Origin of the sequence: Bacillus sp. hwrm1 (genome assembly GCF_040207805.1) — a bacterium.
GTDB classification, from domain to species: Bacteria; Bacillota; Bacilli; order Bacillales; family Bacillaceae; genus Bacillus; species Bacillus velezensis.
In genome coordinates this window covers 3379939-3399746 of sequence record NZ_CP157943.1, presented here as the reverse complement: position 1 = coordinate 3399746, position 19808 = coordinate 3379939, and the positions used below count along the sequence as shown (strand labels likewise).

Here is a 19808-nt window from a genome sequence, read left to right as displayed (position 1 = left end):
GGGGCGCCTTTTTATGTTCTGCCGCCGGAAAACAGCAGAAGCTTATCAAATAATACTTCAAGCATTTTTGTCAATTCCGCTTTTTGTTCAGCGGTGAAGCTTTCCATGACTCCTGAAATATTGGAGAAGTGGCCGGGAAGAAACAGCATCAGCTTTTCTTTTCCTTCTTTTGTGAGTTCGATGCTGATTTTTCGTCTGTCGCCGGTATGCCGGCTGCGGTTTACAAAGCCGTCCCGTGCGAGTCCGTCGATCAATCCGGTGATGGTCGCTTTGGTGACATTGGATTTTTTTGCTAGCTCTGTCGGACTCAGGCTGTGGCCGGGTGCGTCAAACAGAAACATCAAAATTTTGAATTTCCCTTCGGACAATCCGTGACTTGAGAAATAATGCTCCATGACCTGATTCATTTTTTTAGACATATCAAATAACGTCAAAAATGTTTTCAATGATTCAGCATCCATATCGGCGTAAATCTCAGCGCGTCCGGCAATCTGCGAGTAATCCGGCAAATGTCTCAACTCCATTTTTGTAAGCCTCCGTACCATTTTAGTGATTCAAAGTATAAGCTTGCCGGATTCAAAAGGCAACCTATAAAGATTGACAGTTTTTCAGCCTATATAGTAAGGTGGCTAATAGTTAATAAGTGATAAATAAATAGAGAAGGCGGTATCGTGATGAACCATGAAGTGAAAAAGATCATCATAGCGGGCGGAGGGATCGGCGGCCTGTCCGCAGCGATTTCTCTCGGCAGAGCGGGTTTTGAAGTGACCCTTTGCGAGGCGGCGTCCGGCATGCGAAAAAGCGGAGCGGGCATTCTCCAGCCTCAAAATGCGCTGCGGGTGCTTCGGGAAATCGGTGTGTATGATGAATGCTGCCAACACGGTTTTCAAACGGAATGGCTGAAGCAGCATGATGAAAACGGAACGCTGCAGTTTAAAGTGAGTGAGGCGTTTTTAGATGATTCATTGCCGGGGCGGAATAATATATTGCGGCAAACGTTAAACGATATCCTCAAAAAGCATGCTGAAGCGGCGGGGGTCACGATTCTGCTCGGTAAAAAAGTTGTGTCTTACGAAGAAACGGCAGATGAAATAACGGTGCATTGTGCAGACGGAACCGCGATGACGGCTGACATTCTCGCCGGCTTTGACGGCATCCGCTCCGCTGTCCGCAATCACATGCTGCAAAGAGAAGTGAAAACAGAGTATCTCGGCATGGGAGCGCACAGATTTTACATTTCTTTTCCCGAGCCGATATTTCATGATTCGACACTGATGTATAAAAAAGGGCAGACGCAGGTCGGAGTCGTGCCGCTCTCTGAAAAAACAGGATACGTATTTATCATCCGGCCGTATGACGCTGACTTCAGGGATGACGAGGACACGCGTTTTGAACGGGTGAAAGACTTGCTGCGCGGAATTCCGGGAGTAAAGTTTGTGACAGAGAATATGTCAAAGGAATATCCCGTTTTGTTTCATAAGATTGAGCAGATGGCGGTCAAAGAACCGTGGCACAGAGGCCGCGTCGTTCTGGGCGGGGATGCCGTCCATGCAGGAGCGCCGACATTGGCGCAGGGAGCGGCGATGGCGATTGAAGACGCGATTGTGCTTAGTGAAGAACTGCGAAAACACGAAAACCATGAAACTGCATGTCAAGCATACTTCGAAAGACGGGCGGAGCGGGCATTACAGGTGCAGAATCTCTCATCTGAAATCGTCCGCCGCGAGATAAAGGGAACGCCCGGCGTCCAAGACATCATCGGTGCATGCTATCGATTGCTCAAAGAGCCTTATTAAATAAAGAAAGTCCAGAACATGGCGTCTGGACTTTTGTCAGTCTTGTTCAGATTTATTCCGTATCCGTTCAATCACCTCATGCAGCCCCTCAGGCTTGTGAAACTCCACCGGCGAACTGCCTTTTTCAAACGAGATCGTCTCCGCCTCAATGAGCGCGACATAGCGCCCGTTCACTTTTGCGAGATGGATGGATTCGCCGAAATCAGCCAGTAATCCTTTAATCTCTGTTTCTCCTACTTTCATTTTCAGCTCGGCTTCCGGCGTGTGTTCAATGATCTGCGCGGATGCCTCGATGACTTGATGGGTGTCGAGGCGCTCCTGAATTTCCCGCTTTTCACTTGCTTCCCAAATTTCAATGTCGTGCTCAAACTGCTGAAGCTCTTCGCTGTTTTCTTCAAAAGTTTCATACACGTGTTCCTGCACCATGTTCATGACTTGGCTTTTCATGATTTCCGGCATCGATTCGCCATATTCGACAAATTTGAGAAAATCTTCGAAATAACGGGCGTGCGAGGCCTGGTGGATTTTCAGCTCATGCTCTTCCGTCATGCCTTCTTCCGGCATATACGGATATTGAATGCTTTTCATGTTTTTTGTCGTGATGGCCATTTCGACCTTTTTAATGAGAGACGAGGCGTCTGAGATGCGGGCGACCTTCGGCTCGAAATCGCATTTCATCATAAAGACGAATTTGTCTTCAAAATACTTGCGCGGAACGGCCGATGCCACGATAAAAACACCGCCGCGCACGGCGCTCGTGTCAAGGTAAGTGCGGACGAACTGCTCGCTTGCTTCGATAAATGCTTCCTTCGTATCCGCAAGTCTGGCGCGGTTGAAAAGGTTGTAATTCGGATTTGAATCAAGCTCATGACCCGGCTCCGTGATAAAATGGCCGATTTTTGTTGGGACTTGCTCGGATTGCGGATGCCGTTCGGCTTTCCGTTTGACGATTTTCTTCAATTCCCCGTCAAGAAAATCCTTCAGCTCGCTTTCTTCAAATTCTTCCGTGTCAAGGGTCTGGAAATGTTTGAACTGTTTGTTTGCCTGTTCGTCTTTTCCTTCCACTTGAATGACATAAAACGATAAAAACTTGATTTCAAAATCCATATGTGAACTCACCTTATTTCTGTATTTAACAAGCCTCTCCAGTATAGAAAAAACCGTTATCGATCGTCAATCCGGGGATTGATCCGTAACGGCGGATAATTGGCCGGTGAAAAGGGCACTGTAGTTGGAAGGAACGCATCAATGTGTTAGAAAGGGTGTTATTCATGAAGGAAACAGGTCCGATTCCGCAGCCGAAGACATTCGGTCCGCTCGGCAATCTTCCTTTGCTTGATAAAGACAAGCCTACAATGTCGCTAATCAAACTGGCAAACGAGCAGGGGCCTATTTTTCAGCTGCATACCCCGGCGGGCGCCATTATCGTCGTGTCCGGCCATGAACTGGTGAAAGAGGTTTGTGATGAAGAACGGTTCGATAAAAGCATTGAAGGAGCTTTGGAGAAAGTCCGGGCGTTTTCCGGTGACGGGCTGTTTACAAGCTGGACGCATGAGCCTAACTGGCGAAAGGCGCATCATATTCTGATGCCGACCTTCAGCCAGCGCGCGATGAAAGATTACCATTCGATGATGACTGATATCGCGGTGCAGCTGATTCAAAAATGGGCTAGGCTGAACCCGGATGAGGCCGTTGATGTGCCTGCTGATATGACCCGCCTGACGCTCGATACGATCGGGCTTTGCGGCTTTAACTATCGGTTTAACAGCTATTACAGGGAAACGCCTCATCCGTTTATCAACAGCATGGTGCGCGCCCTTGATGAAGCGATGCACCAAATGCAGCGCCTTGATGTTCAGGATAAGCTTATGATCAGGACGAAGCGCCAATTTCATCATGACATTCAGGCGATGTTTTCGTTAGTAGACAGTATTATCGCAGAGCGCCGGTCAGGCGGCCGGGATGAAAAGGATCTGCTGGCCAGAATGCTGAATGTGGAAGACCCGGAAACGGGCGAAAAACTTGATGATGAAAATATCCGGTACCAAATCATCACGTTTTTAATTGCCGGCCATGAAACGACAAGCGGCCTGCTTTCCTTTGCCATCTATTTTCTGCTGAAACATCCCCGTGTTTTGGAAAAAGCCTATGAAGAAGCCGATCGGGTATTGACCGATCCTGTTCCTTCATATAAACAAGTGCTGGATCTTACTTATATCCGAATGATTTTGCAGGAGTCATTGCGCTTATGGCCGACCGCGCCTGCGTTCAGCCTTTATGCGAAAGAGGATACGGTGATCGGCGGGAAATATCCGATCACGCCGAAAGACAGAATTTCCGTCTTAATTCCCCAGCTTCACCGTGATAAAGAAGCGTGGGGAGACAATGCGGAGGAATTTTATCCGGAGCGGTTTGAACATCCTGATCAAGTGCCTCACCATGCGTATAAGCCGTTCGGAAACGGTCAGAGGGCGTGTATCGGTATGCAGTTCGCCCTGCATGAAGCAACTCTTGTTCTGGGGATGATTCTGCAGCATTTTACCTTTATCGATCACACCGATTATGAGCTCGATATTAAACAGACACTGACGATCAAGCCCGGCGACTTTCATATCCGGGTGCGGCCGAGAAATAAAGAAGCCGTTGCGGCTGCTCTCCCGGCGGCTGAAAAAGCGGCGGAAGACGTCGAAAAAGAAAAACGGGAAACAAAAGGCGCATCCATTATCGGGCTTGATAACCGACCGCTTCTGATTCTGTACGGCTCAGATACGGGAACCGCAGAAGGCGTGGCGCGGGAGCTTGCCGATACTGCCGGGATGCACGGCGTCCGGACTGAAACGGCGCCTTTAAATGACCGGATCGGACAACTGCCGAAAGAAGGAGCTCTCTTGATCATTACGTCCTCTTATAACGGAAAGCCTCCGAGCAACGCGGGACAATTCGTTCAATGGCTTGAAGAAGTCAAACCCGGGGAACTGGAAGGCGTCCGATATGCCGTCTTCGGCTGCGGTGATCATAACTGGGCGGCGACATATCAGGCTGTACCGAGGCTTATTGATGAGAAGCTTGCCAAAAAAGGGGCGGAACGCTTTTCCTCCCGAGGCGAGGGGGACGTCAGCGGCGATTTTGAAGGAAAGCTTGATGAATGGAAAAAAAGCATGTGGACGGACGCCATGAAGGCATTCGGTCTCAAGCTGAATGAAAATGCCGAAAAAGAGCGAAGTGCGCTGGGCCTTCAATTTGTCAGCGGGCTTGGCGGGTCTCCTTTGGCACAGACGTATGAAGCGGTTTACGCATCCGTTGCGGAAAACAGGGAACTTCAGGCGCCGGAAAGCGGCCGGAGCACAAGGCATATCGAAATCACTCTGCCGAAAGAGGCTGCCTATCATGAAGGGGATCATCTCGGCGTGCTGCCGGTAAACAGCAAAGAGCAGGTCAGCCGTGTTCTCCGCCGGTTCAATCTGAACGGGAATGATCAAGTGCTGCTGACGGCCAGCGGACAGAGCGCGGCTCATCTCCCGCTCGATCGGCCGGTCAGGCTGCATGATCTTCTGAGCAGCTGTGTCGAATTGCAGGAAGCGGCATCAAGGGCTCAAATCCGGGAAATGGCCGCTTATACGGTCTGCCCGCCGCACAAACGGGAATTGGAAGATTTTCTTGAGGAGGGCGTCTATCAGGAGCAAATCTTAACATCGCGCGTCTCGATGCTCGATCTCCTTGAAAAATATGAAGCGTGTGAACTTCCGTTTGAGCGATTTCTGGAGCTTTTGCGCCCGTTGAAGCCGCGGTATTATTCGATTTCAAGTTCGCCCCGGAAACATCCCGGGCAGGCTTCAATTACCGTCGGCGTCGTTCGCGGCCCCGCCCGGAGCGGTTTGGGTGAGTATCGCGGAGTCGCTTCGAATTATTTAGCGGACCGCGGCCCTGAGGATGGTATCGTGATGTTTGTCCGCACTCCGGAAACACGATTCCGGCTGCCGGAAGATCCGGAAAAACCGATTATTATGGTCGGTCCCGGCACAGGAGTCGCCCCGTTCCGCGGATTTCTGCAGGCCCGGGCGGCGTTAAAAAAAGAAGGAAAAGAGCTGGGGGAGGCTCATCTGTATTTCGGATGCAGAAACGATCATGATTTTATTTACCGTGACGAGCTTGAAGCTTATGAAAAAGACGGAATCGTGACGCTTCATACGGCTTTCTCCCGCAAAGAAGGCGTACCGAAAACGTATGTGCAGCACTTAATGGCGAAAGACGCCGGCGCTTTAATTTCCATCCTCGGCCGGGGAGGGCACCTCTACGTATGCGGCGACGGCAGCAAAATGGCGCCCGATGTAGAGGCAACGCTGCAAAAAGCGTATCAGTCGGTCCGCGAAACAGACGAACGGCAAGCGCAAGAATGGCTTTTGGACCTCCAGACAAAAGGCATTTACGCAAAAGATGTTTGGGCGGGGATTTGACCGATTTGATGTAAAGGACTGGATGACTCCAGTCCTTTTTCCTTCAAGAAAATGAATTGCTTTCCAATCGATATACATTCGGTTTGTCAGCAATCTGAAGGCTTTGTTGTGAGATCTTATAACAAGATAAGGATGTCTCACAGTGGTGGAAGGATATCAGCGCCAAGAGTCCCATCTGCTGTTTCCGAGACTAAATAGTTGCGTCTATTTTGGATAAAACCTCTTTACAAATATATGGAATTAGAATATACTCTGTTTCACAAAGTACTTTGTAAAAAGAGGAGCCTGTCTTATGTCAAATCAGAATTTTCGAGAATCAGAGATAGCTGAAAACTTATCTCATATCAAGGTCTTGACGAACTACAAGACTGAGTACTCAAGGCAAACCAGTCCATATTTCATTATTTGGGGCTGTATATGGATTATTGCGTACTCCGTTTCTTTATGTAAGGTACCTTCTGTAGTCCTTGCTTGTGTCTGGTTAATACTGGCAGTATTAGGGTGGATACTGACTTTGAAGACATATCTTAAGCAGAAACAATTTGATCCCATGCCCACTTTCTTAAAGAATCAATTAAAATATGCATGGATTGGATTCATATTAATGGTATGCATTTTTGTTTTCCTGATTTTAATGGGATTATTGCCGCGAACAGGAGAATTTCTATCGTTTTTGATTGTGTTAATGGTGTCTATTATGTACATATTCTTAGGCATCGTGTTAACAAAAGAGATTTTTATTATGGGATTTTGGCTGAGCATACTCGGTATGCTTACATTCTGTTTATTTCCTGAGGCAATGAATATTGTTTTTGCATTTATTGGCGGAGGCAGCCTATTACTTACAGGAATGATTTTGAAAAGAAAAGGGCAAGGAAATGAGTAATGTTAACAATATCAATGATTTAATACATGCCAAAGTACGGTTGGGAATTATGAGTTTACTGATGACTTATGATCAATGTGATTTTACTTTCCTGAAAAAGTCATTAGACATCACAGATGGGAATTTAGGTTCGCATCTGAAAAAGTTAGAAGATGCAGCTTATATAGAACTAACCAAGAAGTTCGTATCCAAAAAGCCGAAGACTATTGTTCAGATTACGAAAGAAGGGAAAGCAGCCTACAAGGAGTACATTAATACAATTGAATCCATATTTAAAATAAATAACAGTGGGGGAATGGTGTAAATGCTGCAAGTTGAACATATAAGTAAGCGCTATGGCACGACTCTGGCTTTGGACAATGTGGCTTTATCAATTCCGAAAGGAGTCTGCTATGGACTTGTTGGACCGAACGGATCCGGCAAATCTACCTTAATTAAGATCATCTCACGCATCATCCGGGAATATGACGGTAAGGTTGAATTTGTCGGTAATGAAAATGGCAGATTGGGTTATGTTCCACAGGATATCAGCCTTGAAGAAAAATTAACCGCAAAGACCAATATGGAATTTTTCGGAAAGGTACATGGACTGAATGGCTTAAAACTAAAGCAAACAACAAAAAAACTGTTAGAAGATATCGGGTTGTCAGAAAGGACAAACGACGTTGTGGAGAACTTTTCCGGAGGAATGAAGCGCCGTTTAAATATCGGGTGTGCATTAATGCACGATCCAGACTTAATTATTCTAGATGAGCCGACGGTAGGCGTGGATCCGCAATCACGCCGCTACATTTTTAACATCGTAAATCGACTCAAAAAAGCCGGTAAAACCATTATTTATGTGAGCCATTACATGGAAGAGATTGAAACTCTTTGTGACTATGTAGCTTTTATCGACAGAGGGCAGATTATCGATGAAGGAGAAATAAATGAACTGCTTAAACGACATGAAGAATCATCTATTATGTTTAACTCCTCATTGTCTCATGAATTAATAAAGAGCCATGGTTTTGAGTTTTCAGTCGTTAATTCAGGGCTGATAATAAAAACCAAAAAACCTTTAGAAACCATGGAGCGCTTAATTAGCGTCAGTAAGGAAAACAATATTGTGCCTCATCAGTTGTTTTTATATAAGCCAAAATTAGAAGATGTATTCTTTAAACTTACCGGCACTGATTTGCGTGATGAAGAATAAAGGGGGAATTTATCATGTTACCGCTCGCTCAAATTGAAACGCTAAAACAGTTAAAGGATAAGTCTCTGTTTTTTTGGACGATTATATTACCTATTGTGTCCATCATATTGCTGATTGAGCTATTTACGACAGACAGTACAAACAAAACTTTAGTAGCTTCACAATCTGTAACCGGTATGAGCGTATTCTTTTCTACATTCATTATTATCTCCATCGTTATAAGTTTTGTAAAGGATCGGGAAAAAGGAATTGTATCAAGACTGGCAAGTACCCCTTTAAAGCCTTATAACTTCTTCTTAGGAAAAAGTATCCCTTTTTTAGTCATAACTTTTATGCAAATTCTTCTCCTTTCTGTTTTAGGAATATTTCTGTATGATATTGAAATTAATAATTTTCCGGCGTATCTGTGGGTTGTTGTGTTGATATCTTTACTGGTTACATCCTGGGGAGTTGCCATTTCAGTCTTTGCAAAGACTGAAAATACCGGTTTGGTCATGACAAATGTGATTGCATTAGGTACCGCTGTTGTATGTGGTTTATGGACCCCTTATGATCAATTACCAAGCTATCTTCAAACTATTGGAATGCTCTTTCCGCAGTACTGGGCGCATCAAGGGTTAATTCAATCGGTCTCGACGATATCGGGAGGAGAAAGTCTAATATGGGTAACCCTTGTTGTACTGAGCTATACAATACTGGGATTTATAGTTTCTCTAATTGGATACCGGCATTACATTAAAATGGCAAGAAACTAGACCGCTGAAGAATGGGTCATTAAAACGCAGCTGGGACTAAAAGGAGAGCGGGAAATGATAAGTGAAAAACTAAAACTGTATGTCGAGGCTCTATTTAAAAAGTACGAAAGAAATTCGTTACTGAGCAGAAAAAAAACGGAGCTTTTAACTAAGCTTCATGATAGAGGTATTAGCCTGGAAGCAGAGGGTATGACAAAGCTGGATATTGAGAAGTTGCTTATACGCGAAATAGAATCCAAAAGCTTGGCGGTCGATACCAGTGACCTGAATATAGATAAATCCAATGTATTAAAACTCAAAAAAAAGACGTTTATAAATAAGAATTTGCAAAAAACGGAGGATTTTGAGCCGGTAAATGCCGAGTACTATCTCAGTGACTTTAAAAGTGCAACTCTTCAGAATATCGATGTCGAACACTCTGTCTTCAAAAACTGCTACTTCAAGAATTTCTCATGTAAAGACTCCGCCATCATAGAATCGACATTTAAAAAAAGTGATCTCAGCCAGTCAAATTATGACACATGTAAACTTGAGTATATGCTTTATACCGGTTGTCACCTCCCAAAAGTCAATTTTACAGATACCTCCATCCTGCATACGTTCTTCAAGAACTGCTATCTAAAGAAAGTATCCTTTACGAACTGCAATCTAATTAATATTCGGTTTGAATCTTGTGATATTGCAAACGTTAAAATTACAGGAGGCAAAATGGATAAAACAACATACCGTATACTGCAAGAAGAGGGGACTTCATTACATTCAGTAGAATTAATTTAAATTTAATATAAAGAAGCATAGACCAATAAGAATCATCTTATTGGTCTATTTGTCTTAGAGGTTAAAACGTAGATGAACTAGAGATGATTGTGGTACAGGTACAGCGTGCAGCCATTGGCTCGAATAAATGTTGACCTTCTCCGTGTACACTTGCAATAAGAGCAGTTGGCACTTTAATTTGAGTCATAATTGTTACCTCCTCCATAAAATTTATCGACAAAGAATTTACCGATATGTACCATATTGTGATTTATATGGACAGCATTGTCAACCCAAATATGTAATTTTTTGTGATATAGATAATGAATTTATAATGAGCAATTTGGTTTAAGAAGCTGAATCACTCTAAATTTAGTTAAAAATGAAATTAATAATTCTGAATTTTGTATTTGATCAGAGGGAAAGTATGTGTTTTAATAGGGTTATGGGAATAAATACTATTTTTTAAGCGGAATAACCCAACTTGTTAGGAAAAAGGAAACGTTGTTTGAAGTTAAAGCTAAGCTAATTCAGGCAAATCGCATAGGCTGATCGGGGCTTTGGGTGGATTCTTAACAGGAAATGTCAAACTTCAAGGAAGCTTGAGCTTTGTCTGTTGGACAAAAGGGGTGACTGCCCGACTGCTTAGAATAAAGCTTAATTTACTAAGGGTTTCTTGTACCCCATTGGTATTGTAATGATTCTGGTGTCACCTACGAAAGATTTACTCTTCTTTGTATTACCTCAGCATTCTTCAGAAGCTTCTTCAGATAGTATTACAAAATCAATAATTGATTTAATGATATTTGTGAATTCGTAACTCCCTGTATTATTTTGTCGCACAGAGAGATGAACCAGGCCGCCCCTGGCGATCTAAAGTAGGAGGAAGTAATACGTTATTAACTTATTTGTTTTCTCAAGACACCATCCTTTGTTTACTTTAAGAAAGGTATTTAACTTCTGATCCTAACTAACTTAATCTTGTATGCTGTTTTCTATTTGCTGCTGCACTGTCCTAACTTTTATGGTTCAACCATCTTTTGTTAAGACATTTATTCACGGTGATTATCAAATTTATGATTTCCATATTAAGTATTAATTGGTTATATTAACTTTTTTGCTTATCTTTCTGATGACAAATCATGAGATTGATCGAGTGAGATTATTGACTAGGAGGTATTAGACGTGAAAATTCACTACATGGGAGTTAGGGAACCCCTGAAACAAATATTGGAGGATAAGGCGGCTGAGCTCCATGATTATCCACTGCAGATTGTAGATTTAGGCGGATCAATAAAGTACGAAAGTGATTCTTTCATCAACTCTTTTGACTTGGATGCTGAAACAATCATACTTTCAAACCGGAGATATAATTTGAATGATGAATTGGGTTACGTGGAAACAGAGTTACTACAAAAATATAAAAAAAGTATTTTATACAGAACATCCCCTTTGGATATCGGAATCGAGTTGTACAGAGGATGGGCAGCAGCCACAGGAATACTGCTCACTGCTTTTTCTCCGGTAGGCGTAAATTGGATTTCCACTCAAGATGTTGCATCTGCATGCTTAATCTCAAAAAAAGATGTAAATGTTCGCGCAGGGAAAGCCTTTGACCTAACCGGAGCGGAAGTTATTAGTATGGAAAGACTCAAAGATATATTTGAACAAGATTTGGAAATGCAGATAGATTTACAATGTAAAAATAAAGAGGAAGCGATTAGGATGCTGATGCAAAATAACATGCCACTGGATCTAATAGAATGGTTGGTAGAATATCAGATACTGTCTTCCGATGACCGACTAGAACCAACTACTAATATTCTGGAACAGATAATTGGGCATCCGCCAAATGCAGCTCAATTATTTGAAAATAAACAAATTAATTAAGGAGGAATACAGATGTCTCAACAAACTCAATCTATTCAAACGGTTGTAAGGTTCAAATTATCTCCTCATATTACTTTGGGAGAATTGGAAGGAAGCCTGTTAAGCTTTAAAGCACAATCCATTACAAAAGTTGATGGAGAAGGAATCGTTGAATTCTTTGAGGCAATTTCAGAATATCTTGTATGTGAGAATGGAGTCTCAATTGAAGAACTGCACCAAAGGTTCAACCTAGAGAAAGATCAGTTAAGAAACGTCTTCGATTTCCTGGTGACGAACGGATTGTGTATACAATCTACTTCTAATTTTGACATGACTGCTTTTTTGGCATATGAGAGGGCAGGGGGGCAAGTGGAAGTCAACCAGATCTTACATAGATTAAAGACAAGCATAGTGGAAGTTGTAGCACATGGGGAAAATAACCTAGCAATAACCCTTACTAATAGCTTGCAGGAAACAGGATTAAACATAGATTGGAAAGAAAAACCGGATAATGGGAAGCCTTCGATACGTATTGCTGTAGCAGCTTCACATTTGGACCCGCTGTTAGAACAAGTAAATGATCAGTCATTAGAAGATCATGTCCCTTGGTTGTGTGTTATTCCATACGATGGTCAGACAGCTTGGGTTGGTCCATTTTTCATCCCGCACAAGTCTGCATGTCTCCATTGTTATAACCTACGTAAATCAGCAAACTTTTCAGATGAGGTATTTCGTTCAGAATTGATGAAGGTCAAGCCAGTCAACGCTGCGAAACAACCGGTATATAATCAGCCAGTTCATTTGGTACAGGCAGGAATAGCGAATAATCTTGTCACAGAGTGGATTACACTAAGAGACTATGCACCAAGCGCCGTTCCAGGTGGTTTTATAACTGTCAATTTGGATGACAGGGGAGTTTCAGTTGATAACCATCGTGTATATAGAGTACCGAGATGCCAAAAGTGTTCTCCTGCCGCTGACACAGGGTTTCCTCAAGTATGGTATCACGGCGAGGTGGCCAAATAATTATGGTGAGTAAATGGACGACATTAGAAGATTCATGGAAAGTCCTTGATAGTCTTGCTGATCCATATGTAGGTATAGTGAGAAGAGAGTATCGGAAATTACGCGATGTAGATGACGTTTGGGGACACTCGTACGGTGCTCATGGGACAGACAGTAAAATTTTATTCGGAGTCCCCTCTAATTCTTATAATGGAGGCGGATCGGATAATGCGGCTGCGGCAAGACTAGCTGCTATTGGGGAAACGGTGGAAAGATATAGTGCAGCTTATCTTCCATTTGATTCTGATGTTGTATGTTTTGGATCACAAAAGGAATTAGAGAAGGAGAATAAGCGTTTCATTGGATATAAAGATTGGGAATTGTACGCTCCAACTCAATTCAAAGATCCTATATTTCCTCATGAAGTTTGGAATGAAAATACTAAGCTGTGGTGGAGAAAAGGGACATATGCTAAAACAAATGAGGAGGTATGGACCCCAGGGCAACTAATCCATATCGCCAATCATACGGAATGGCCTGGGGACACTAATATAGGTCATGCTACAAGTAATGGTCTTGCTTGCGGAATTACCTTTGTAGAAGCAGCAATTTCAGGTTTATTTGAAACGATTGAACGGGATGCTTTTATGCTTACCTGGTATAACAAGCTGAGCTTGCCCCAGATTGATGTGAATTCTTCTCCGAGATTAAAACGCTTTTATGAAAGATATATTAAACCAACATCATTGCGGCTGCACTTAGTTGATATGACTGTATTTTCAGGTATTCCTTCTGTGCTAGCAGTTGTCAGAAATCCTCATACGAATTTAGCCCCTTTTGCAATTGGAGCCGCCTCCTCCTATTCAATAGAAAGGGCTTGTGAAAAGGCAGCAATTGAAGGTATGTATACAAGAACTTGGGTCAAGACGGAACAACGTTTAGGTAACGCATTAGTGAATGCGGATTTTAATAGGGATATCAATAGTTTTGAGGACCATATTAAGCTTTACGCAGGAACCGATATCGTCAAGGAAGCTGATTTCCTTACAAGTAACAGCACTTTAGTTGATGTTAACCAATTTAAGTCATTCGATGATAGTTCTCCTGATGTACTTTGGAATAGTCTAAATGATCACCTATATGAAAAAGGTTTCAAAGTGGCTACATTTGATTTAACAAGTCCTGATATAAAAGATGCCGGAGCTTATGTAGTAAAGTCCATCATTCCAGGGTTTAAACCTATAGATGTCCTTTACAGGGGAAGAATGTTGGGTGGAGAACGTATATTACGACATTCTTACGATTTAGGGTTAGTACCAGACCCGTTTACAATCGAAACACTTAATCCAGTACCTCATCCATTCCCATAAATACTAAGGTGAAAGGGGTTAACGAAATGAAAGAGATTGAAAGGCATGCCACTAATTTGGTTGATGTAGTCTATGGCAATGAAAAACTAAGATTTGATGATCCTTCTGAGAACTGGTTTGAGGCTTCGAAAGTTTATCGAAGCTCTATGGCGTGGGACGCGCCAGGAGTAGCAGGCCTAATGAGATCTGCAACATTACAGAAGATCGCTACTCATGCAGGTAAACGATTTGATGACTTGCCATTGATTACATTACCTTCCCCATTGAGGACAAGTGTATCATTAGATGAAGTTATTCAAAATAGGAGAAGTATCGAACAGTTTAACGGTGGTAGTACAACATTAGCACAGCTTTCTACCATTCTGCAGGGTAGTTATGGATTAATAGAGCGCCCTGAAGGTCCTAGACGCCCTATTCCTTCTGGCGGAGCTCTTTATCCGTTGGATCTGTACGTTGTTAGCAACAAGGTGGATTCTTTGGAAAAAGGTCTATATCACTTTGATCCTTATCGTAAGAGCCTAGTTCATCTAGGTGAGTACTCTGAAGAGGATTTCGGAAGAATAATGTTACAAGAAGAAGCTGTAAAGGACTTTTCTTTCGCTGTAATCATATCGGCTAGCTTTTGGAGGTCAAGGTTTAAATATGGCCATCGTTCATATCGATTTATATTTATTGAAGCGGGTCATCTGATGCAGAATATGATTTTATTGGCCACAGCCCAATGTATCCAGAGCCGTCCATACGGAGGGTTTATAGATGATGAGCTCATGGATCTTATTGGTGGCCATAATGGAGTAGACGATGCCCCTATATATACTTTAGTTGCAGGAACATGATGGAGTTAAGGGCATGCATCTTTATAGGGATCCTGATTCATTTGATGGGTCCCTATGTTTCAAAGCTAACAGTTATGTATCAAATCAAGCATAGAACTAAGGAATATAAACTGACTCGTCATATAACACCGCAGCGCAGTTATGATATTATCACCGTTTTTGGTGGAATTATGTGTTGCAGCATCTTCTTATTAGATGATAACTTTTTTTTAATACATAGCAATAATGCGTACGGTGTTTTATTATTTAGTGCCCTAGGTTTCTTTTTTCCTTATGTTATCTGGAAGGGGAAAAACAAATCCGTTGTATTTGTTAAAAGAAAAGTAAATAAACTTGATACATTGATTTTCCTGCCTTTATGCGCAGTTTCAGAGGAATTAATATGGAGAATTTGTATTCCTTTTCTATTTAAACTATACTTCTTTGATTCTGTCTTATTGTGTACGTGTATTAGCTCGATAGGATTCTTACTGCTCCATATTCCCCTCGGTGGTGTAAAGTCAGCCCCCTATATGACTGTATTTACTGTAATAGCTGTAATAGCTGCACAATTTGATTTTTTATCAGCAGCTGCATTCCATATTGTGCATAATTTAACTATCCAGTATTTTCGTCCTGTCAGCAAAAAGAAAATAAATCCATCTTCGCCGACAATGTCTCAAGCAGAGTGGTAAACTCTTTGGAGGTGTCACAGTTATATGGAAATTGAAACAATTGTCAGAGAGTCAGAAGCCAACAGAATTCAAGCACAAACATGGTTTTCTCATCCTGAGAAAAGTAAAGTGAGCTTTCGGTATGATGAGAGGGAAACCTCATCCATTAGAAGTATTTCAATTGAAACATTTCTGTCGTTTTACTCCAGTAAATTTAATAGAGAGCCGTATTCTGTATTAGATATTGGTTGCGGACAGGGGCAAGTAATTCAATATTTGAACAGTCGGTTTCAAAAGATCGAACTGACAGGTATTGATTCCTCTGCCCAAGCAATTTCTTCAGCAAAAAAACTCGGTATTAATGCATCTTTTATATGTTCAAATGCAGAAAATATTATGCAATATGTGTCTAAGAAGCAAGACATTATATTCATACATCTATGTTTTGGACTCTTTAAGAATCCTATTGCTATTGTAAATACACTCATCCATCTATTATCAGATCAATCATGTATCTATATTGTAGACTTGGACAGGAACAGTTTGGGAGAGGGCCTTAACGCAGCGCAATCTCGTGAGGAAGAAGCCTATTTAAAAGATCAATATCGTGCTTCTTTAACACTGGAAGAATTTAAACAGCTGCTGCATGTTGTGACCAAAGAACAACATGGGGTGTCATTTCAGGTGGGTAATTCCTTTATTGGCGGGTTTGATGAAACCAGTTCACAATTTTTTTCGCTAATGAGAAACAGAAATTTGCAAGACGCGTTAAGGACCAGTGTTGGAGAACAGTTAAAGCAGTCACAAATGCCAGCTCTGCTGCATGGTTGGATTATAAAAAACAAAAGGTAAACGTGAAGAAAGCATTTTTGTATATCTTTAGGGTCTAAGCGATAATTTGACAGGTAAAGGACTGGATGACTCCAGTCCTTTTTTTACATCAGCCAAAAAAACCTTCAAGTTTTTTAACCCCTTTGCATACAATAACTTCAGCCCGCCTGTTGGGCGGCTGTCTTTGATATTCATTGTTCGTTTTTAGAAGTTTGTGTTATTCTTATATTTGGTATCTCCTATTTTCAGACCCGGTCTGATACGGTACCTTTTAATGCCAGAAAAAAATGTGAAACGAAGAACGGATATCCTGCGTCTAATGGCTGGCGGGATAAGATGTTCAATGGGCATGACACGAATGATAAATATATCGTTTTTTTAAATGGTGTGTTTATGGGGCTGTGTGATGCTTTCGTTTTGCTCGGAAAGCAGGAATTGAAGCAAAAAGTAAGAATACAGATTTAAAGTGTTTAGGAAAGTAGAGGTTGCCATGAAGAAATTATTTTCTTACAGACTTAGTTTTTTTGTACTGGCTATTATTTTGTTTTGGGCCAAAACGTATTTAGCCTATCATGCTGAATTCAACCTTGGGGTGAAGGGTCCGACGCAGCAGTTTCTGCTTGTGATCAATCCGTTCTCAAGCGCCATTTTCTTTTTAGGACTGGCATTGTTTGCGAAAGGCCGCAAATCAGCGATTATCATGGTGATTATTGATTTCATCATGACGTTTATTTTGTATGCAAATATCCTATTCTATCGATTCTTCGATGATTTCTTGACATTCCCGAACTTAAAGCAATCCGGTAATGTGGGAAATATGGGAGACGGCATCTTCAGCATTATGTCCGGCCATGATATTTTATACTTTGTTGATATTATTATTTTAATCGCGCTTCTGGTGTGGAGACGTGAGCTGAAGGAATTCAAGCTGAAAAAACGGTATACGTCATTAATTATCGTGACGGGTATTGTTTTGTTCTTCGTGAACCTGGCGATTGCCGAAGAGGACCGCCCGGAGCTGCTGACAAGAACGTTTGACCGCAATTACATTGTAAAATACTTAGGCCTTTATAATTACACAATTTATGACGGCGTACAGACGGCGCAGACGGAATCACAGCGGGCATATGCCAGCAGCGATGACCTGACGAGCGTTGAAAACTACACATCGTCGCATTATGCGAAGCCGAACGCCGAGTATTTCGGCAAGGCCAAAGGCAAAAACATCATTAAGATTCACCTGGAGAGCTTCCAATCGTTTTTGATCAACTACAAACTTGACGGAAAAGAAGTCACGCCGTTCCTGAATAAACTCGCCCGCGGCGGAGAGGACATGACGTACTTTGATAACTTTTTCCACCAAACGGGCCAAGGTAAAACATCTGACGCCGAGCTGATGATGGATAACAGCCTGTTCGGACTGCCTGAAGGATCAGCCTTCGTGACAAAAGGGGAAAACACGTATCAATCGCTTCCTGCCATCCTTGACCAAAGTGAGGGCTATACAAGCGCCGTTTTACACGGTGACTACAAATCATTCTGGAACCGTGACCAGATTTACAAACATATCGGCTACGATAAATTCTTTGACGCCAGCACATACGATATGTCTGATGACAACCTTGTCAATATGGGACTGAAGGATAAACCATTCTTCAAAGAATCCATTCCGAAGCTTCAATCGCTGAAACAGCCGTTCTACGCGCATTTGCTCACGCTGACGAACCATTATCCGTTTACGCTTGATGAAAAAGACGCAACGATCGAAAAAGCGAAAACGGGCGACGCGACTGTGGATGACTATTTCCAGACGGCGCGTTATCTCGACGAGGCGCTTGAACAGTTCTTTAAAGACCTGAAGTCATCCGGTTTATATGACAACTCGGTGATTATGCTTTACGGAGACCATTACGGAATCTCTGAAAACCATAACCGCGCGATGAAAGAAATTCTCGGCAAAGAAATTACGCCTTATCAAAACGCGCAGAATCAGCGTGTGCCGCTTATGCTTCGCATCCCGGGCAAAAAAGGCGGGGTGAACCATACGTACGGCGGTGAAATGGACGTTGTGCCGACGATCCTTCACTTGGAAGGCATCGATTCTAAGAAATATATTAATTTCGGCACCGATCTCTTCTCGAAAGACCATGATGATACGGTGACGTTCCGTAACGGAGATTACGTCACGCCGAAATATACTTCCATCTCCAATGTCGTATACGATACGAAGACAGGAAAAGAACTGAAAGGCAATCAGGAAACGAAAAACCTGAAAGCCAGAGTCACAGAGCAGCTGAAGCTGTCTGACAGCGTGATGTACAAAGACTTGCTCAGATTCCACAAATTGAGCGACTTTACGCCGGTTGATCCGTCTAAATATCATTACGGCAAAGAAAAGCTGAATCAGGATAATAAATAATAGAAAGAGCCTTACGGAATTTCCGTGGGGCTCTTTTTTTGTGTGTATCTTCACCAATCTGAAAAAAGAGAGAGCTTTTGGTCACAAAGGGCGCCAATCTCTCATATCTTACAGTAGATTTTGAAACCGGTAATAGAGAATCGGACAAATTATCGGGTTGGTTTCTCTTATACGGGCGGTTTCGAATCCAATATTCACAGAGAAGAGGGGTAGAGATGAAAGCAGTCATTCTCTGCGGCGGAAAAGGAACGAGAATGAGCGAAATCACCAATGAACGTCCCAAACCGCTCGCCATGATAGGCGGCAAACCGATTCTATGGCATATTATGAAACTCTATCAATACTATGGCGTGAACGAATTTATCCTGCTTCTTGGTTTCAAAGGAGAGATGATTAAGGAATATTTCTTAGATTATGACTGGAAGAATCACAGCATGACGCTGGACAGCTCTACCGGAGAAGTGCGGATATTGGGAAAATCCGAGCCGTGGAAAATCACTTTTTTAGACACGGGGGAACACACGCAGACAGCGGGGCGGCTTTTACAGGCGAAGGACATCATCGGTGATGAAACCTTTCTTATGACGTACGGGGACGGACTGGCCAACATCAACCTGTTTCATCTGATCAGCTATCATCAATCAAAAGGGGCTGCGGCGACCGTCACCGGTATAGAAAAGACCTCGCAATTCGGAACGCTGACGGTTGAAGACGGTATGGCGAAAAGCTTTTCTGAAAAAACCTCAAGTGACGGCATCATCAACGGCGGATTTTTCGTGCTCAGCCCGAAGGTATTTGATTATCTGCCGAAAGACAGGGATGTCATGTTTGAAGAAGAACCGCTGAAGGAGCTGGCGAAAGACGGCGAATTGGCGGTATACCGGCATTACGGTTTCTGGACGGCGATCGATACGTATAAAAACCTGCTGGAAATCAACAAGATGTGGGACCGGGGACAACATGTATGGAAGGTATGGTGATCA

General features: G+C 42.6%; 18 protein-coding genes. 15 read left to right on the top strand and 3 right to left on the bottom strand.

From position 1 onward, the window contains the following. Positions 1–11: 11 nt before the first annotated feature. Positions 12–524 (bottom strand): MarR family winged helix-turn-helix transcriptional regulator, encoded by a 513-nt coding sequence (locus tag ABK447_RS16950; RefSeq protein WP_007408942.1) that lies wholly within the window; start codon positions 522–524, stop codon positions 12–14. A gap of 150 nt (positions 525–674) precedes the next feature. Between ABK447_RS16950 and ABK447_RS16945 the strand changes: the two genes are divergently transcribed. Further along, positions 675–1796 carry an FAD-dependent oxidoreductase gene (locus ABK447_RS16945; RefSeq protein WP_033574961.1) on the top strand — a complete coding sequence of 374 codons (1122 nt, stop codon included), beginning with the start codon at positions 675–677 and terminating at the stop codon, positions 1794–1796. 36 nt (positions 1797–1832) lie between these two features. Here ABK447_RS16945 and ABK447_RS16940 read toward each other — a convergent pair whose 3' ends face one another. Beyond that, positions 1833–2903 carry a DUF3900 domain-containing protein gene (locus tag ABK447_RS16940; RefSeq protein ID WP_007609950.1) on the bottom strand — a complete coding sequence of 357 codons (1071 nt, stop codon included), beginning with the start codon at positions 2901–2903 and terminating at the stop codon, positions 1833–1835. Between the two features lie 164 nt (positions 2904–3067). Between ABK447_RS16940 and ABK447_RS16935 the strand changes: the two genes are divergently transcribed. From ABK447_RS16935 to ABK447_RS16910, 6 genes are all read left to right on the top strand, one after another. Beyond that, on the top strand, positions 3068–6250 hold the full coding sequence (locus ABK447_RS16935) for a bifunctional cytochrome P450/NADPH--P450 reductase (RefSeq protein WP_100001294.1): 3183 nt from the start codon (positions 3068–3070) through the stop codon (positions 6248–6250). A 292-nt stretch (positions 6251–6542) separates the two neighbouring features. Beyond that, entirely contained in the window at positions 6543–7136 is a 594-nt protein-coding gene (locus tag ABK447_RS16930) for a hypothetical protein (protein WP_015416999.1), read from the top strand. Beyond that, positions 7129–7440, top strand: coding sequence for a transcriptional regulator (locus tag ABK447_RS16925; protein ID WP_007609957.1), 312 nt, complete (start codon positions 7129–7131; stop codon positions 7438–7440). The genes ABK447_RS16930 and ABK447_RS16925 overlap by 8 nt, the downstream gene beginning before the upstream one ends. Further along, entirely contained in the window at positions 7441–8331 is an 891-nt protein-coding gene (locus ABK447_RS16920; protein ID WP_015417000.1) for an ABC transporter ATP-binding protein, read from the top strand. A gap of 14 nt (positions 8332–8345) precedes the next feature. Next, a complete protein-coding gene (locus ABK447_RS16915) occupies positions 8346–9086 on the top strand; it encodes an ABC transporter permease (protein WP_032867543.1) in 741 nt (246 codons plus the stop codon). Between the two features lie 54 nt (positions 9087–9140). Continuing rightward, positions 9141–9863, top strand: coding sequence for a pentapeptide repeat-containing protein (locus tag ABK447_RS16910; protein ID WP_094031571.1), 723 nt, complete (start codon positions 9141–9143; stop codon positions 9861–9863). A gap of 61 nt (positions 9864–9924) precedes the next feature. Here ABK447_RS16910 and pznA read toward each other — a convergent pair whose 3' ends face one another. After that, positions 9925–10050: a TOMM peptide plantazolicin gene (gene pznA / locus ABK447_RS16905; RefSeq protein ID WP_157662605.1), complete on the bottom strand. Its 126-nt coding sequence runs from the start codon at positions 10048–10050 to the stop codon at positions 9925–9927. Between the two features lie 977 nt (positions 10051–11027). Here pznA and ABK447_RS16900 point away from each other — a divergent pair. The 8 genes from ABK447_RS16900 to rfbF all read left to right on the top strand — a co-directional run bounded on the left by ABK447_RS16900 (position 11028) and on the right by rfbF (position 19805). Further along, positions 11028–11732 carry a hypothetical protein gene (locus ABK447_RS16900; RefSeq protein WP_012117035.1) on the top strand — a complete coding sequence of 235 codons (705 nt, stop codon included), beginning with the start codon at positions 11028–11030 and terminating at the stop codon, positions 11730–11732. A 12-nt stretch (positions 11733–11744) separates the two neighbouring features. Next, complete coding sequence (locus tag ABK447_RS16895; protein WP_076425521.1) at positions 11745–12737, top strand: TOMM precursor leader peptide-binding protein; 993 nt, start codon at positions 11745–11747, stop codon at positions 12735–12737. Positions 12738–12739: 2 nt separating this feature from the next. Further along, positions 12740–14086, top strand: coding sequence for a YcaO-like family protein (locus ABK447_RS16890; RefSeq protein ID WP_015239353.1), 1347 nt, complete (start codon positions 12740–12742; stop codon positions 14084–14086). Positions 14087–14112: 26 nt separating this feature from the next. After that, a complete protein-coding gene (locus ABK447_RS16885; RefSeq protein ID WP_076425519.1) occupies positions 14113–14922 on the top strand; it encodes a SagB/ThcOx family dehydrogenase in 810 nt (269 codons plus the stop codon). Further along, on the top strand, positions 14922–15596 hold the full coding sequence (locus tag ABK447_RS16880) for a type II CAAX prenyl endopeptidase Rce1 family protein (protein ID WP_227749529.1): 675 nt from the start codon (positions 14922–14924) through the stop codon (positions 15594–15596). Before ABK447_RS16885 ends, ABK447_RS16880 begins: the two co-directional genes overlap by 1 nt. Positions 15597–15620: 24 nt before the next feature. After that, positions 15621–16427 carry a trans-aconitate 2-methyltransferase gene (locus ABK447_RS16875; protein ID WP_076425516.1) on the top strand — a complete coding sequence of 269 codons (807 nt, stop codon included), beginning with the start codon at positions 15621–15623 and terminating at the stop codon, positions 16425–16427. 469 nt (positions 16428–16896) lie between these two features. Then, positions 16897–18825 carry an LTA synthase family protein gene (locus tag ABK447_RS16870; RefSeq protein WP_003155677.1) on the top strand — a complete coding sequence of 643 codons (1929 nt, stop codon included), beginning with the start codon at positions 16897–16899 and terminating at the stop codon, positions 18823–18825. A gap of 215 nt (positions 18826–19040) precedes the next feature. Beyond that, complete coding sequence (gene rfbF, locus ABK447_RS16865; RefSeq protein ID WP_052827163.1) at positions 19041–19805, top strand: glucose-1-phosphate cytidylyltransferase; 765 nt, start codon at positions 19041–19043, stop codon at positions 19803–19805. The last annotated feature ends 3 nt before the right edge of the window (positions 19806–19808 follow it).

Bases quoted from the DNA above. Each gene is read 5' to 3' on its own strand.
- ABK447_RS16870 (WP_003155677.1), top strand. From the start codon at position 16,897: ATGAAGAAATTATTTTCTTACAGACTTAGTTTTTTTGTACTGGCTATT.
- ABK447_RS16885 (WP_076425519.1), top strand. From the start codon at position 14,113: ATGAAAGAGATTGAAAGGCATGCCACTAATTTGGTTGATGTAGTCTAT.
- ABK447_RS16930 (WP_015416999.1), top strand. From the start codon at position 6,543: ATGTCAAATCAGAATTTTCGAGAATCAGAGATAGCTGAAAACTTATCT.
- ABK447_RS16890 (WP_015239353.1), top strand. From the start codon at position 12,740: ATGGTGAGTAAATGGACGACATTAGAAGATTCATGGAAAGTCCTTGAT.
- ABK447_RS16875 (WP_076425516.1), top strand. From the start codon at position 15,621: ATGGAAATTGAAACAATTGTCAGAGAGTCAGAAGCCAACAGAATTCAA.
- ABK447_RS16950 (WP_007408942.1), bottom strand. From the start codon at position 524: ATGGAGTTGAGACATTTGCCGGATTACTCGCAGATTGCCGGACGCGCT.
- ABK447_RS16895 (WP_076425521.1), top strand. From the start codon at position 11,745: ATGTCTCAACAAACTCAATCTATTCAAACGGTTGTAAGGTTCAAATTA.
- ABK447_RS16920 (WP_015417000.1), top strand. From the start codon at position 7,441: ATGCTGCAAGTTGAACATATAAGTAAGCGCTATGGCACGACTCTGGCT.
- ABK447_RS16935 (WP_100001294.1), top strand. From the start codon at position 3,068: ATGAAGGAAACAGGTCCGATTCCGCAGCCGAAGACATTCGGTCCGCTC.
- ABK447_RS16945 (WP_033574961.1), top strand. From the start codon at position 675: ATGAACCATGAAGTGAAAAAGATCATCATAGCGGGCGGAGGGATCGGC.
- rfbF (WP_052827163.1), top strand. From the start codon at position 19,041: ATGAAAGCAGTCATTCTCTGCGGCGGAAAAGGAACGAGAATGAGCGAA.
- ABK447_RS16880 (WP_227749529.1), top strand. From the start codon at position 14,922: ATGGAGTTAAGGGCATGCATCTTTATAGGGATCCTGATTCATTTGATG.
- ABK447_RS16925 (WP_007609957.1), top strand. From the start codon at position 7,129: ATGAGTAATGTTAACAATATCAATGATTTAATACATGCCAAAGTACGG.
- ABK447_RS16910 (WP_094031571.1), top strand. From the start codon at position 9,141: ATGATAAGTGAAAAACTAAAACTGTATGTCGAGGCTCTATTTAAAAAG.
- ABK447_RS16915 (WP_032867543.1), top strand. From the start codon at position 8,346: ATGTTACCGCTCGCTCAAATTGAAACGCTAAAACAGTTAAAGGATAAG.
- ABK447_RS16940 (WP_007609950.1), bottom strand. From the start codon at position 2,903: ATGGATTTTGAAATCAAGTTTTTATCGTTTTATGTCATTCAAGTGGAA.
- pznA (WP_157662605.1), bottom strand. From the start codon at position 10,050: ATGACTCAAATTAAAGTGCCAACTGCTCTTATTGCAAGTGTACACGGA.